General features: G+C 71.3%; 10 protein-coding genes. 6 read left to right on the top strand and 4 right to left on the bottom strand.

Features of this window, described 5'->3' with window-relative positions; all coding sequences use genetic code 11:
* Nucleotides 1-106 precede the first annotated feature (106 nt).
* The 4 genes from ACIO6U_RS25845 (at nucleotide 107) to ACIO6U_RS25830 (ending at nucleotide 4610) form a co-directional block, all read left to right on the top strand.
* Nucleotides 107-1540 carry a ricin-type beta-trefoil lectin domain protein gene (locus ACIO6U_RS25845; protein ID WP_355347684.1) on the top strand — a complete coding sequence of 478 codons (1434 nt, stop codon included), beginning with the start codon at nucleotides 107-109 and terminating at the stop codon, nucleotides 1538-1540.
* Between the two features lie 253 nt (nucleotides 1541-1793).
* The gene (locus tag ACIO6U_RS25840; protein ID WP_401722665.1) at nucleotides 1794-2306 is read left to right on the top strand and encodes a DUF664 domain-containing protein; all 513 of its coding nucleotides are present in this window, start codon (nucleotides 1794-1796) and stop codon (nucleotides 2304-2306) included.
* 202 nt (nucleotides 2307-2508) lie between these two features.
* A complete protein-coding gene (locus ACIO6U_RS25835) occupies nucleotides 2509-4128 on the top strand; it encodes an MFS transporter (RefSeq protein WP_401722766.1) in 1620 nt (539 codons plus the stop codon).
* 29 nt (nucleotides 4129-4157) lie between these two features.
* Nucleotides 4158-4610 carry a MarR family transcriptional regulator gene (locus ACIO6U_RS25830; protein ID WP_355347678.1) on the top strand — a complete coding sequence of 151 codons (453 nt, stop codon included), beginning with the start codon at nucleotides 4158-4160 and terminating at the stop codon, nucleotides 4608-4610.
* A gap of 65 nt (nucleotides 4611-4675) precedes the next feature.
* Here the strand turns inward: ACIO6U_RS25830 and ACIO6U_RS25825 are convergent, their stop codons facing one another.
* The gene (locus tag ACIO6U_RS25825) at nucleotides 4676-6208 is read right to left on the bottom strand and encodes an MFS transporter (RefSeq protein WP_401722660.1); all 1533 of its coding nucleotides are present in this window, start codon (nucleotides 6206-6208) and stop codon (nucleotides 4676-4678) included.
* Nucleotides 6209-6453: 245 nt separating this feature from the next.
* Between ACIO6U_RS25825 and pgm the strand changes: the two genes are divergently transcribed.
* Nucleotides 6454-8094 (top strand): phosphoglucomutase (alpha-D-glucose-1,6-bisphosphate-dependent), encoded by a 1641-nt coding sequence (gene pgm / locus ACIO6U_RS25820; RefSeq protein WP_401722657.1) that lies wholly within the window; start codon nucleotides 6454-6456, stop codon nucleotides 8092-8094.
* Nucleotides 8095-8185: 91 nt separating this feature from the next.
* Here pgm and ACIO6U_RS25815 read toward each other — a convergent pair whose 3' ends face one another.
* Both ACIO6U_RS25815 and ACIO6U_RS25810 read right to left on the bottom strand, forming a co-directional pair.
* A complete protein-coding gene (locus tag ACIO6U_RS25815) occupies nucleotides 8186-9952 on the bottom strand; it encodes an ABC transporter ATP-binding protein (RefSeq protein ID WP_401722654.1) in 1767 nt (588 codons plus the stop codon).
* An 85-nt stretch (nucleotides 9953-10037) separates the two neighbouring features.
* Complete coding sequence (locus tag ACIO6U_RS25810; protein ID WP_355347666.1) at nucleotides 10038-11123, bottom strand: S-(hydroxymethyl)mycothiol dehydrogenase; 1086 nt, start codon at nucleotides 11121-11123, stop codon at nucleotides 10038-10040.
* Between the two features lie 176 nt (nucleotides 11124-11299).
* Between ACIO6U_RS25810 and ACIO6U_RS25805 the strand changes: the two genes are divergently transcribed.
* A complete protein-coding gene (locus ACIO6U_RS25805) occupies nucleotides 11300-12298 on the top strand; it encodes a YihY/virulence factor BrkB family protein (protein ID WP_401722650.1) in 999 nt (332 codons plus the stop codon).
* On the opposite strand, the gene ACIO6U_RS25800 is transcribed toward ACIO6U_RS25805, so the two are convergent.
* The gene (locus tag ACIO6U_RS25800; RefSeq protein ID WP_391050741.1) at nucleotides 12268-12987 is read right to left on the bottom strand and encodes a chaplin family protein; all 720 of its coding nucleotides are present in this window, start codon (nucleotides 12985-12987) and stop codon (nucleotides 12268-12270) included. The two genes, ACIO6U_RS25805 and ACIO6U_RS25800, sit on opposite strands and share 31 nt — an antisense overlap.
* Nucleotides 12988-13350: the final 363 nt, after the last annotated feature.

Raw genomic sequence — 13350 nt, 5'->3', positions numbered from 1 at the left:
CTACCTTCGCCGATGCGCCCTCAGTCATGTCGGAGTCCGCCGTTCACGGATCAGAACCGATCCGGGTGCGCGGGTCCGGCTGTCCGCTACCGGAAGGTCTCCCCCCATGAACAGACCGCGCATTCGGCTCAAGGCGCTGACCGCACTCGCCGCCGTCCCCGCACTCGCGGCGGGACTGCTGCTGGCCGCGGGCGCTCCGGCGCAGGCCGCGGCCAATCCGGGCCCCGGCTTCCCCGCGCAGTACGCGGCGCCCTACGCCGAGGTCTGGAACTCCCCGTCGGCGCTGGCGGCGGTGAAGAACGCCACCGGGCTGAAGTACTTCACCCTCGCGTTCGTCATCGACGGCGGCGGCTGCAACGCCACCTTCAACGGCAGTACCTCGGTCACCGACGCGAGCTGGACGTCGGCCATCAACACCCTGCGGTCCGGCGGCGGCGATGTCATCGCCTCCTTCGGCGGCGCGGGCGGCACCGAGATCGGCATCTCCTGTACGTCGGTCGCCGCGCTCAAGACCCAGTACAAGCGCGTGATCGACGGACTCAACCTGACCCGCCTCGACTTCGACATCGAGGGCGGCGCGCTCAACAACACCACCGCCAACGACCGGCGCAACCAGGCCCTCGCGCAGCTCCAGCAGGAGTACGCGGCGGCCGGCAAGAAGCTCGACATCGACTACACGCTCCCGGTCAACCCCACGGGCCTGGAGTCCAACTCGCTCAGCCTGCTGAACAACGCCAAGAGCAACGGCCTCAACGTCAACCTCGTCAACATCATGACGATGGACTACGGGCCGTCGATGGACATGGGCCAGGCGGCCATCAGCGCGGCCACCGCGCTGCACAGCCAGCTCGGCGCCATCTGGAACACCAAGACCTCCGCGCAGCTCTGGGCGATGGAGGGCAACACCCCCATGATCGGGGTGAACGACTCGACCAACGAGGTCTTCTCGACCGCCAACGCGCAGTCGCTGGAGACCTTCGCGAAGAACAACGGCATCCAGGAGCTGTCCTTCTGGTCGCTCGGCCGGGACAAGGCATGCGCCACCAACGGCCAGTTGTCGGACTCGTGCAGCGGCACACCCCAGTCGCAGTACCAGTTCTCCAGCATCTTCAACGCCATCACCGGCGGCGGCACCACTCCGCCGCCCACCGGCGGCGCCACCGGGCCGATCCGGTCCGGTTACGCCAACAAGTGCGTGGACGTGGCCTCCGCGAGCAGCGCCAACGGCGCGGCGGTCCAGCTCTACGACTGCAACGGCACCACCGCGCAGAACTGGACGGTCGGCAGCGACAACTCGCTCCAGGCGCTCGGCAAGTGCATGGACGTGGCCGCGGCGGGCACCGCCAACGGCAGCCAGGTGCAGCTCTACGACTGCAACGGCACGGCCGCCCAGAAGTGGACCCGCAGCGGCAGCACCCTGGTCAACACCGGCTCGGGCAAGTGCCTGGACGCGACCGGGCCCAGCTCCGCCAACGGCACCCGGCTCCAGATCTGGACCTGCGCGGGCGGCGCGAACCAGCAGTGGACGCTGCCTTCGTGACCCGCGCGTCCGCTGAGCGCTAGCTGAGCGGACAGGCGAATCGACCGGTCCCGGGCGGGGACGATGTCACCCGCCCGGGACCGGTGCGCTGTACCGCAGTGATCTTACGGGCTCGTCGCAAACAATCGACGTGGATACGTAAAAAATCTGCGGTGCGGAGATATTGCGGAGTATGTGCGCGGGGCGGGAAGGAGTAGGGGGCGCCGCCGCTTGTCATCGGTGGCCCGCTGTCGATCCTTCACGAGGAGCCCTGATGAACAGCACGGAACTGCTGGCCGACGCCTTCGGCCGGATCCAGGAAGTGGTCCACGACGCCGTGGACGGCCTCACCGCCGAAGAGCTGGCCTTCCGCGTGGACGAGGGCGCCAACAGCGTCGGCTGGCTGATCTGGCACCTGACCCGCGTCCAGGACGACCATGTCGCCGAGGTCGCGGGCACCGAGCAGGCCTGGACCGCGCAGGGCTGGGACGCCCGCTTCGACCTGCCCTTCCCCGCCGGGGCGATCGGCTACGGCGACGGGCCGGACGACGTCGCCGCCGTCCGGGTGAGCTCCGCCGACCTGCTCACCGGCTACCACGACGCTGTATACGAGAACACCGTCCGCCATGTGCGGGAGCTGACCGACGACGACCTCGACCGCGTCGTGGACAAGCGCTGGAATCCGCCGGTGACCCTGGGCGTACGCCTGATCAGCGTCGTCTCCGACGACCTCCAGCACGCCGGGCAGGCGGCGTATCTGCGGGGGCTGCTGATGCGCAGGCGGTGACGGCGTCGGCGTCGGCCGTTCACCCTTCGGTGTTAGAGTTACTTAACCTAAGTTAAGTACCTGCGCGACCTGTGGGGTGTGAGGGTTGGCGAGCGAGAAGACGGCCGAAGAGCCAGCGGCACGAATACAACGGAGGCCACCGCGCATAGCGGCCGACCATCCGCGCTACAAGTGGGTGGCACTGTCGAACACCACGCTCGGCATGCTGATCGCCACGATCAACTCCTCGATCGTGCTGATCTCGCTCCCCGCGATCTTCACCGGTATCCACCTCGACCCCCTCCAGCCCGGCAACGTCAGCTATCTGCTCTGGATGCTGATGGGATACATGCTGGTCACGGCGGTCCTCGTGGTCACCCTCGGCCGGCTCGGGGACATCCTCGGCCGGGTCAAGATCTACAACTCCGGCTTCCTGATCTTCACCGTCACCTCGGTGATCCTCTCCCTGGACCCGATGCAGGGCGGCGGCGGCGCGCTCTGGCTGATCGGCTGGCGCGTCGCCCAGGCCGTCGGCGGCTCGATGCTGATGGCCAACTCGGCCGCGATCATCACCGACGCCTTCCCGGCCCGCCAGCGCGGCATGGCGCTCGGCGTGAACATGGTCGCGGGCATCGCCGGATCCTTCATCGGCCTGGTCCTCGGCGGCCTGCTCTCCGAGTGGGACTGGCGCTCGATCTTCTGGGTCAACGTCCCGATCGGCCTGATCGGCACCGTCTGGGCCTACCGCTCGCTCCACGAGACCGGCGTCCGCCGCAAGGCCAGAGTCGACTGGTGGGGCAACGTCACCTTCGCCGTCGGCTTGACCGCGCTGCTCGCGGGCATCACCTACGGCATCCAGCCCTACGGCGGCCACACCATGGGCTGGACGAACCCCTGGGTACTCGCGGGCCTGATCGGCGGCGTCGCGATGCTCGCCGTCTTCTGCCTCGTCGAGGCCAAGGTGCGCGAGCCGATGTTCCCGCTCGGCCTGTTCCGCAACGTGGCCTTCGCGGGCGGCAACGCGGCCACCCTGCTCGGCTCCATCGCCCGCGGCGGCCTCCAGTTCATGCTGATCATCTGGCTCCAGGGCATCTGGCTGCCCCTGCACGGCTACGACTACGTCGACACCCCGCTGTGGGCCGGTATCTTCCTGCTGCCGCTCACCGTCGGATTCCTGGTCTCCGGGCCCATCGCGGGCTACTTCTCCGACCGGTACGGCGCCAGGCTCTTCGCCGCCGCCGGATTCGTGGTGATGGCCGCGTCCTTCGCGGGACTGCTGCTGCTCCCCACCGACTTCAACTATCTGGCCTTCGCGTTCCTGATCTTCCTCAACGGGGTCGGCGGCGGTCTGTTCGCGGCGCCGAACACCTCGATCATCATGGCGAGCGTGCCCGCCGAGGCCCGCGGCGCCGCCTCCGGCATGCGCGCCACCTTCCAGAACGCGGGCATGGTGCTCTCCATCGGCGTGTTCTTCTCGCTCATGGTCGCCGGACTCGCCCGCTCGCTGCCCGGCACCCTCAGCAGCGGCCTGGTCGCCCAGGGCGTGCCGGGGGCGAACGCGCACGAGATCGCCAATCTGCCGCCGGTCGGCACGCTCTTCGCGGCCTTCCTCGGCTACAACCCGATCCAGCACCTGCTCGGCCCCGACCTGCTCGGCAAGCTCCCGACGGCCAACCAGCACACGCTCACCGGCCGTGAATTCTTCCCGCACCTGATTTCCGGGCCGTTCCACGACGGCCTCGTGGTGGTGTTCGCCCTGGCCATCGTGATGTCCTTGGTCGCGGCGGGCGCGTCACTGATCCGCAGCCGCGCCGTCCGCGCGGCCCACGCCCCGCAGGAGTAACCGAACCGACCGAGGAGGCGCCCCCCGCCATGGACCACACCGACGGGCGCGGGGGCGCCACTCCGGCCGCGGTCGCGCTGATCGTGGCCCGGCTCTACCGCCAGCTCGCCCAGGCGTCCGCCGACGACCTCAACCTGACGTACGCGCAGCTCTCCGCGCTCGCCAGGATCGGGCAGTTCGGCCCCATCCGGCTCGGTGAACTCGCCGCCCGCGAACAGGTCGCCGCCCCCTCCCTGACCCGTACGGTCAGGCCGCTGTCGGAGGCCGGACTGATCGGCAAGGAGGCCGACCCCTCCGACGGCCGCTCCTGGCTCGTCAGCATCACCCCGGAAGGGCGCGCCCTGCTGGAGCGCATCCGCCGCGAGCGGGCGGCACTGCTCGCCCGGAGGATGGCGTGGCTCACCGACGAGCAGCGCGCGACGCTGGACGCGGCGCTCCCCGTCCTGGAACTGCTCCTCACCGAACGGACCCCGCCGGATTGACCCCGGCGGTCTTTCCCTGACGGACTGGCCCCGGCGGTTTGGCCTTTACAGCCTGCCCTCGCCTCTCAGGCGGGCTGTTCCGGCTGTCCGGGCCGCTCGGGCCGGCCCGGCTCGACCGGGGGCGCCAGCACACCGCAGTGCGGCGCGCACTCCGGCTGCGCGAGCGGCCCCTTCGCCCCGTCCTCGCGCAGCGCACCCGACGGCACCAGCACCGCGGCCAGCAGCGCGGCGACGGCGCACAGGCCCGCACAGATCAGCATCGCCTTCCCGAACGCCGAGTTCACCGCGTGCGGCGACCGGTAGGCGTGGTCGGACAGGCCGACGGCCAGGGGGAGGGCCGCGACGATCAGCAGTTGCGCCACGCGGGCCGCCGCGTTGTTCACCCCGCTGGCCACCCCCGCGTGGTCGACCTCCACCGAGGCCAGCACGGTCGCGGTGAGCGGCGCCACGAACAGGCACATGCCGAGCCCCTGGACGACGACGGCGGGCAGCACGTCGACGACGTACGAGGAGGTGTCCGGCGACACGCGGGTGAGCAGCAGCAGGCCGCACGCGGTGACCAGCGGACCGACCGTCAGCGGCCAGCGCGGCCCGATCCGCTGGGCGAGCGCGCCCGCGGGCGCGGACAGCAGCAGCATCAGGACGGTCACCGGCAGCGTCGCGAGACCGGCGCGCAGCGCGCTGTACCCGGCGGCGATCTGGAGCTGCACCGGCAGCACGAAGAACACCCCGCCGATGGCCGCGTACAGACAGAGCGTCACCAGATTCATCGAGGTGAACAGCTTCGAGGCGAAGACCGACAGCGGCAGCATCGGGGACGGGCGGCGCCGCTCGGTGCGCAGGAAGGCCCAGCCGCACGCCAGACCCGCCGCCGCGGGCACGGCGACCGCGACGGGGGAGGGGTGACCGGACGCGCTGATCAGCGCGTAGGTGACGCCCGCGAGGCAGAGCGCGGCCAGTACCGCGCCCAGGATGTCGAAGCTCCCGCTCGCCGTACGGTCGCGGCTCTCCGGCACGTGCCGGACGGCGATGGCCACCACGACCGCCGCCAGCGGCAGATTGATCAGGAAGATCCACCGCCAACCGGGACCGTCCACCAGATAGCCGCCGAGGAACGGGCCGATCGCGCCCGCCACGCCGCCGAGGCCCGACCAGGCGCCGACCGCCTTCGCGCGGTCCTGCGGGCGGTACGTGGACTGCACCAGGGCGAGCGAACCGGGCGTCAGCAGCGCCCCGCCCACGCCCTGGAGCGCCCGCGCCGCGATCAGCACGCCGCTGTCGGGCGCCGCGCCGCACAGCGCGGACGCCAGCGCGAACCAGACGACGCCGATGACGAAGACCTTCCTGCGCCCGTACCGGTCACCGAGGCCGCCGCCGAGCAGGATCAGCCCGGCGAGCGTCAGCAGATAGCCGTTGACGGTCCACTGGAGCGCCGCCAGGGTCGCGCCGAGGCCCTCCCCGATCCGGGGGAGCGCGATGTTGACGATGGTGCCGTCCAGCATCGCCATGCCCGAGCCGAGCACCGAGCAGGCCAGCACCCAGCGCCCGGTCGCCGAGGAGAGCCGCACACCCTCGGCGGGCGGCTCCGGATTACTCATGACCGTCACCATAGAGCGCCGGGAGCCGAGGCGTGAGTGTCGCGGCCCCGCGCCGCGGCAACCGTGAAAACCACGCCCGCCGCCCACCCGCGACCACGCCCGCCGCGCACCCGCGACCGCGCCCGCCGCGCATCCCCGACCGTGCCCGCCACGCGACCGCGACCGCGCCCGCTGATCACCGGCGCGCATCGGGGGTAAGAATGGTCAGGGCAGGCCCGACCGATGACGCAGCGAAGGAGACGCGGATGCCGCACGAGCGCGCCGGAACACCGGCACGGCCGGACGACCTGGTGGACGTACCCCGCCTGATCACGGCCTACTACGCGCTGCACCCGGACCCCGGCGAGACCGGCCAGCGGGTGGCGTTCGGCACCTCGGGGCACCGCGGCTCGTCGCTGAACACCGCGTTCAACGAGGACCACATCGCCGCCACCAGCCAGGCGATCTGCGACTACCGCACCGCGCAGGGCACCACGGGACCGCTCTTCCTCGGCGCCGATACGCACGCGCTGTCCGAGCCCGCGCGGGTCACCGCGCTCGAGGTCTTCGCCGCCAACGAGGTCTCGGTGCTGATCGACGAGAGCGACGGCTGGACGCCCACCCCGGCCGTCTCGCACGCGATCCTGTCGTACAACAGGGGCCGTACCACCCACATCGCCGACGGCGTGGTCGTCACCCCCTCGCACAACCCGCCCGCGGACGGCGGCTTCAAGTACAACCCGCCGAGCGGCGGTCCCGCCGCCTCCGACGCCACCGGCTGGATCCAGGACCGGGCCAACGAGCTGATCGCCGACGGCCTCAAGGGCGTGCGCCGCGTCCCGTACACCCGGGCGCTCGCCGCCGACACCACCGGGCGCTACGACTTCCTCGGCCGCTACGTGGACGACCTGCCGTCGGTGCTCGACCTGGAGACCGTACGGCGCGAGGGCGTCACGATCGGCGCGGACCCGCTGGGCGGCGCGTCGGTCCAGTACTGGGGCCGGATCGCCGAATGGCACGGCCTCGACCTGACCGTGGTGAACCCGGTCGCCGACCCCACCTGGCGCTTCATGACGCTCGACTGGGACGGCAAGATCCGGATGGACTGCTCGTCGCCGTACGCGATGGCGTCGCTGATCGCCCGCAAGGACGAGTACCGCATCGCCACCGGCAACGACGCGGACGCCGACCGGCACGGCATCGTCACGCCCGACGGCGGCCTGATGAACCCCAACCACTACCTGGCCGTCGCCATCTCCTATCTGTCGCGGCACCGCGAGCAGTGGCGGCCCGACCTGGCGATCGGCAAGACGCTGGTGTCGTCCTCGATGATCGACAAGGTGGTGGCCGACCTCGGCCGTCCGCTGACCGAAGTCCCGGTCGGCTTCAAGTGGTTCGTGGACGGGCTGCTCGGCGGCACCCTGGCCTTCGGCGGCGAGGAGTCGGCGGGCGCGTCCTTCCTGCGGCGCGACGGCTCGGTGTGGACCACCGACAAGGACGGCATCCTGCTGGCACTGCTGGCCGCCGAGATCACCGCCGTCACCGGCCGCACCCCGTCCGAGCACTACGCGGACCTCACGGAGCGCTTCGGCGCCCCCTCCTACGCGCGGATCGACGCGCCCGCGACCCGCGAGGAGAAGGCCGTACTCGCCGAGCTCTCGCCCAAGCAGGTGCCCGCCGCCGAACTCGCCGGAGACCCCGTCACCTCCGTGCTCACCCACGCCCCCGGCAACAACGCGGCCCTGGGCGGCATCAAGGTCAGCACCGACAACGCCTGGTTCGCCGCGCGGCCCTCGGGGACGGAGGACGTCTACAAGGTCTACGCCGAGTCCTTCCTCGGCGACGACCACCTCGCCACCGTCCAGGAGGAGGCACAGGCCATCGTCGCCCGTGCGCTGAACGGCTGACGGCCGCGCCCTCCACCCGACGGAGCGACACCGGAGCGCGTGCTCCGCTCCGTCGGGTGAGGGACGACAGGCCCTTCGACGCGCGGGCGGCTCAGGCCAGTTGGGCGGCCTGGAGACCGGCGTACGCGCCGCCGCCGCGCACCAGCTCGGCGTGCGGTCCGACTTCCGCGATACGGCCCTCGTCCAGGACGACGATACGGTCGGCGTTGCGGATCGTGGACAGCCGGTGGGCCACCACGAAGACCGTACGGCCGCGCACCAGCCGGGTCAGCGCCTGCTGGACCAGCGCCTCCGAGCGGGAGTCGAGCGCGGACGTCGCCTCGTCCAGGACCAGCACGCGCGGGTCGCGGATCAGCGCGCGGGCGATGGCCAGCCGCTGCTTCTGCCCGCCGGAGAGCCGGGCGCCCCGCTCACCGACGACGGTGTCGAGACCGTGGGTCATCCGGTCGATGAACTCCAGCGCGTTGGCGTCCCGCAGCGCCGCCCTGACCCTCTCCTCCGGCACATCGGTCATGCCGTAGGTGACGTTGTCGCGGACGGTGCCCTCGAACAGGATCGAGTCCTGCGCCACCACCGACAGCCAGGTCCGGTAGTCGCGCAGGTCCAGATCCTCCATGTCGACGCCGTCGAGCAGAATCCGCCCATGCGTCGGCCGCAGGAAGCCGATCACCAGATTGAGCACGGTCGACTTGCCCGCGCCGGAACCGCCCACCAGGGCGACCGTCTCGCCCGGCCGCACGTCCAGATCGAAGTCGACCAGCGAGGGCCGGTCGCTCTCGGGATAGGTGTGGCCGACCCCGCGGAACTCGAAGTGCCCCACCACGCCCTTTACTTCGGCCTTGCCGTCGTTCTGCTCCAGGTCGGGCGCCTGGAGCACCTCGCCGATCGAGCGGACCGACTCCAGGCCCTTGCCGATCTGCGGGGTCAGCGTCAGCAGCGTGGTCACCGACCCGGTGAGGCTGGAGAAGTACGCGCTGAGCATCACCACGGTGCCCGCCGAAACGTTCAGCCAGCCGTAGTAGGCGACCAGCGCCGAGCCCGCCAGGCAGGCCACACCGATCGCGTTGAGCAGGATCCAGGCCAGCGAGCCGAACCAGCCGTTGAGCCGGTCGAGCCGCAGCCCCGCGTGCAGTACCTCGCCCAGCGTGCGGTCCACCCGGTGCAGCGCGGTGTTCTCCAGGCCGTGCGCACGGGTGATGGGGATCAGGGTCGTCATCTCGCTGACCCGCGAGGACAGTTGCTCCACCTGCTGGCGGAAGGACTCGTTGTCGTGCCGCAACCGGCGGCGCAGCCGCACCACCAGCATCGCGGAGGCGGGCACCACGATCAGATAGACCGGCAGGAAGGCGGGCGCCTGGACGCCGATCACCACCAGGCCGCCGCTCAGGGTGGCGATCGCGGCCAGACCGTTGTCGGCGGTCTGCTGCGCCGCCGTCTCGATGGTCTCGACGTCCCTGATCACCTTGGCCTGGAGCACGCCGGCGCTGACACGGGAGTGGTAGCCGATGGAGAGCTGCTGCATCCGCTGGCAGATCGCGGTGCGCAGCCGGGTGCCGGTCCTGCGGATCGAGCCCTGCATGCAGCGCACGTACGCCAGGTGCAGCGGGAGGTTGAGGCTGAGGATCACCAGCAGGACGGCCGAGTTCCACCACAGCACCGATATCGGCCGGTGCTGCACGACGACGTCGACCACGTTGGCCGTGATGAGCGGCAGCAGCCAGACGGGGGTGTGCTTGGCGAAAAAGGCGAGTACGGCGAACCCGACCCGGCGACGGTCGGGTTCGAAGAGGTAGAGGAGGGTACGGACGGGGTGTTCGCCGCGGTAGCGGTGGCTGAGCGTGCCTTGCGGCAGCGCCATTGAAGGCTCCTCGAAATGACGTCTTCGCAGTACAGGTGCGCGCATGCGCCTCATCGCGCATGCGCCCGCCTTCACCTTAGAGCCGCTACAGCACCACGACCGAACGCAATACGTCGCCCTCGGACATCCGCGCGAACGCCGCCTCCACCTCGTCCAGCGCGATGGTCTCCGTGACGAACGCGCCCAGGTCCAGGCGCCCCTGGAGATGCAGGTCGATCAGCATCGGGAAGTCCCGCGACGGCAGGCAGTCGCCGTACCACGACGACTTCAGCGCGCCGCCGCGGCCGAACACGTCCAACAGCGGCAGCTCCAGCGTCATCTCCGGACTCGGCACCCCCACCAGGACCACCGTCCCGGCCAGATCGCGCGCGTAGAACGCCTGCTTGTACGTCTCCGGGCGGCCGACCGCGTCGATCACGACGTCGGCGCCGTTCCCGCCGGTCAGCTCGCGGATCGCCTCCACGGCGTCGCGGTCACGGGAGTTGACGGTGTGCGTGGCGCCCATCGCGGACGCCGTGGCGAGCTTGCGGTCGTCGATGTCGACGGCGATGATCCTGGCCGCACCGGCCAGCCGCGATCCCACCACGGCCGCGTCGCCGACGCCGCCGCAGCCGATGACCGCGACCGAGTCGCCGCGGCCCACGTTCCCGGTGTTGAGCGCCGCGCCGATCCCGGCCATCACCCCGCAGCCGAGCAGCCCGGCCACCGACGCCGACACCGCCGGGTCGACCTTCGTGCACTGCCCGGCCGCGACCAGCGTCTTCTCCGCGAAGGCGCCGATGCCCAGCGCGGGCGACAGCTCGGTGCCGTCCTTGAGCGTCATCTTCTGCTTCGCGTTGTGGGTGTCGAAGCAGTACCAGGGGCGCCCGCGCAGACACGCGCGGCACCGGCCGCACACGGCCCGCCAGTTGAGGATCACGAAGTCGCCCGGCGCGACCTCGGTGACGCCGTCGCCGACGGTCTCGACCACGCCGGCGGCCTCGTGCCCGAGCAGGAACGGGAAGTCGTCGTTGATCGCGCCCTCCCGGTAGTGCAGATCGGTGTGGCAGACCCCGCACGCCTGGATCCGCACCACCGCCTCGCCCGGCCCCGGATCCGGCACCACCACCGTGTCCACCCGTACCGGCTCGCCCTTGCCCGGTGCGATCACTGCGCGGACTTCCTGTGCCATGTCCGGTCCTTCCCTTCGTCGTGTGCCCAGCGTTCGGCCACTGTTCGCTGCCGACGATAGGTGCCGCGACCCCGCGGCGGGCAGTACCCGGAAAGGCGCACATGGGTGGACCGGCACCGGGCATACGTCACTGCGGGCCACAGGTCGCCTACCGCTCGACGCTGTGAGGGGCACTTTTGACCACTGAGGACAGCGCGGTCCGCGGCACGCGGCCGGCTGACAGAAGACGGCTGCCGAAGACCGTCGCGACCTTCCGCGCCATCCGGGCCCTCGGCCGCGCCATAGGGGCGGCATGGGAGGAGGACGCCACGGAGCGGGCGGCGGCCCTCACGTACTACGCGGTGCTCGCGCTCTTCCCCGCGCTGCTGGTCACCGTGTCGGTGCTGGGCCTGGCGGGCGGTGCCTCGGAGAATCAGCTGGCCTCCGAGGTCACCTCCCTGCTCCCGACCGCGTCCCGGCCGATCGTCGCCTCCGCGCTCCAGGACATGGCCGACGACCGGTCCGCGACCCTCTCCCTGGTGATCATCGGCAGCGCGGGCGCCGTCTGGTCGGCGTGCAGCTACTCCAGCGTCTTCCGGCGCGCCCTGCACTCGATGTACCGGGTGACCGACCACCGCCCCGCCTGGCGCACCGCGCCGCGCATCGTGATCACCTCGGTGGCGCTGCTCGTCCTGCTGGTGTGCAGCGCCAGCAGCCTGGTGGTCAGCGGCGAGGTCGCCCACCGGATAGGGGAGCTGCCGCACATGAACACCCCCGTGATCACCGCCTGGCGGGTGTTGCGCTGGCCCTTGCTGCTGGTGCTGGCCGCCGCGCTGGTCCTGGTGCTCTTCCGCTCAGGTCCCCGCGGCACCCGCGGCCTGCGCGCGATGGCCCCCGGCGGCGCCCTCGCCGTCCTGCTGTGGCTGCTGACCTCGGTCGGATTCGCCGCGTACACCGCCCGCGCGGGCACGTACAACCGGCTCTACGGCCCGCTGGCCGGCACCGTGGTCTTCCTGGTGTGGCTGTGGTTCTCCAACCTGGCCCTGCTGGTCGGCGCCCACTTCAACGCCCAGCGGGCACTGGACGGCAAGGCCGCGCCGCCGCCGGAGGCCCCGGCGGCGTCCAAGACGCCGGAAGCGGCCCCGGACCTCGCACCGCTGCCGGTTCAGCCGCGTCCGGGCCGGAAACGGCGGTAGAGCACGACGCCGCCGAGCAGCAGGGCGGCGCTGCCACCGGCGGTGTACGGCAGGCCGTCCGCACCGGTGTGCGCCAGCGTCGGGGCCGCGGGGTCCTCGACGTTCGGCGGCGCGGGCACCGGAGTGTGGGCCGGGGCGGGCGGGGTGGTCGGCACCGGAGTGGGCTTCACGACCGGCGGGGTCGAGCCGTTCGTCGAGGTGTTGCCGGTGGAGGGGTTGCCGATCCCGACGACATTGACGCTGTTGCCGGTGATGTTGACGGGCACGTCGATCGGCAGCCGGATGCTGTTGCCCGACAGCAGGCCGGGCGAGTTACGGGTGCCGCCCGCCGCGTGTGCGCCGCCGCCCGAGCCCGAGTTCGTCCCGGCGGGGACGGCGCGCTCATCGGCCGGTGCGCCCGCGTGCCGTCCCGGCCTGGCGCCGGGGGAGGAGTGCGTGGCAGCCGGAGCGGAGGTGTTGGCGCAGGCGTTGCCCGTCACCGGATTCAGCAAACCGATCACATTGATCGTATTTCCGCATACATTCACCGGAATGGAGACGGGCACTTCCACCGAATTGCCCGACAGGACACCGGGCGATCCGGTGGTGTCACCCTGGGCGGCCGAATCGGCCTGGGCATACCCGGCGCCCGCCAACAGACCGCCGGCGACCATGGCGGTGACGAGTCCCTTCTGGGCAACCCTGTTCATACGCTTTCCTGCCTTCCGGAAATCCTCACGGGCCGCATGCCCGCACCGGAGACAACGCGCTCAGGGCCAATCAGGTCATGGCCGACGGATAAATCACCCCAACGAGTGACCGTGTCGCGGCCCCGTCCCTGACGGGCCGACAGGACGTGCGGCCAGCACTTTTCCCGGTATTCCGGCTATCGGTTCCGCTATTCCTATGAATTACCCATGAGCGGCCGATGGAACGTGGTAACGGATTGTCCCGACACGACAGCGGCGGGGGGCCCCGGGGGGGGGGGGGCGGCGGGGGGGGGGGGGGGGGGGGGGGGGGGGGGGGGGCCGCCCCGGCGCCGGGGGGGGGGGGGGCGGCCCATGAAACTGTGG

This window comes from Streptomyces sp. NPDC087422, assembly GCF_044744145.1.
GTDB lineage: Bacteria > Actinomycetota > Actinomycetes > Streptomycetales > Streptomycetaceae > Actinacidiphila.
Note: the sequence above shows the minus strand (reverse complement) of the source record. Positions and strands in the feature narration are given on the sequence as shown.

Bases quoted from the DNA above. Each gene is read 5' to 3' on its own strand.
- ACIO6U_RS25845 (WP_355347684.1), top strand. From the start codon at position 107: ATGAACAGACCGCGCATTCGGCTCAAGGCGCTGACCGCACTCGCCGCC.
- ACIO6U_RS25840 (WP_401722665.1), top strand. From the start codon at position 1,794: ATGAACAGCACGGAACTGCTGGCCGACGCCTTCGGCCGGATCCAGGAA.
- ACIO6U_RS25835 (WP_401722766.1), top strand. From the start codon at position 2,509: ATGCTGATCGCCACGATCAACTCCTCGATCGTGCTGATCTCGCTCCCC.
- ACIO6U_RS25830 (WP_355347678.1), top strand. From the start codon at position 4,158: ATGGACCACACCGACGGGCGCGGGGGCGCCACTCCGGCCGCGGTCGCG.
- ACIO6U_RS25825 (WP_401722660.1), bottom strand. From the start codon at position 6,208: ATGAGTAATCCGGAGCCGCCCGCCGAGGGTGTGCGGCTCTCCTCGGCG.
- pgm (WP_401722657.1), top strand. From the start codon at position 6,454: ATGCCGCACGAGCGCGCCGGAACACCGGCACGGCCGGACGACCTGGTG.
- ACIO6U_RS25815 (WP_401722654.1), bottom strand. From the start codon at position 9,952: ATGGCGCTGCCGCAAGGCACGCTCAGCCACCGCTACCGCGGCGAACAC.
- ACIO6U_RS25810 (WP_355347666.1), bottom strand. From the start codon at position 11,123: ATGGCACAGGAAGTCCGCGCAGTGATCGCACCGGGCAAGGGCGAGCCG.
- ACIO6U_RS25800 (WP_391050741.1), bottom strand. From the start codon at position 12,987: ATGAACAGGGTTGCCCAGAAGGGACTCGTCACCGCCATGGTCGCCGGC.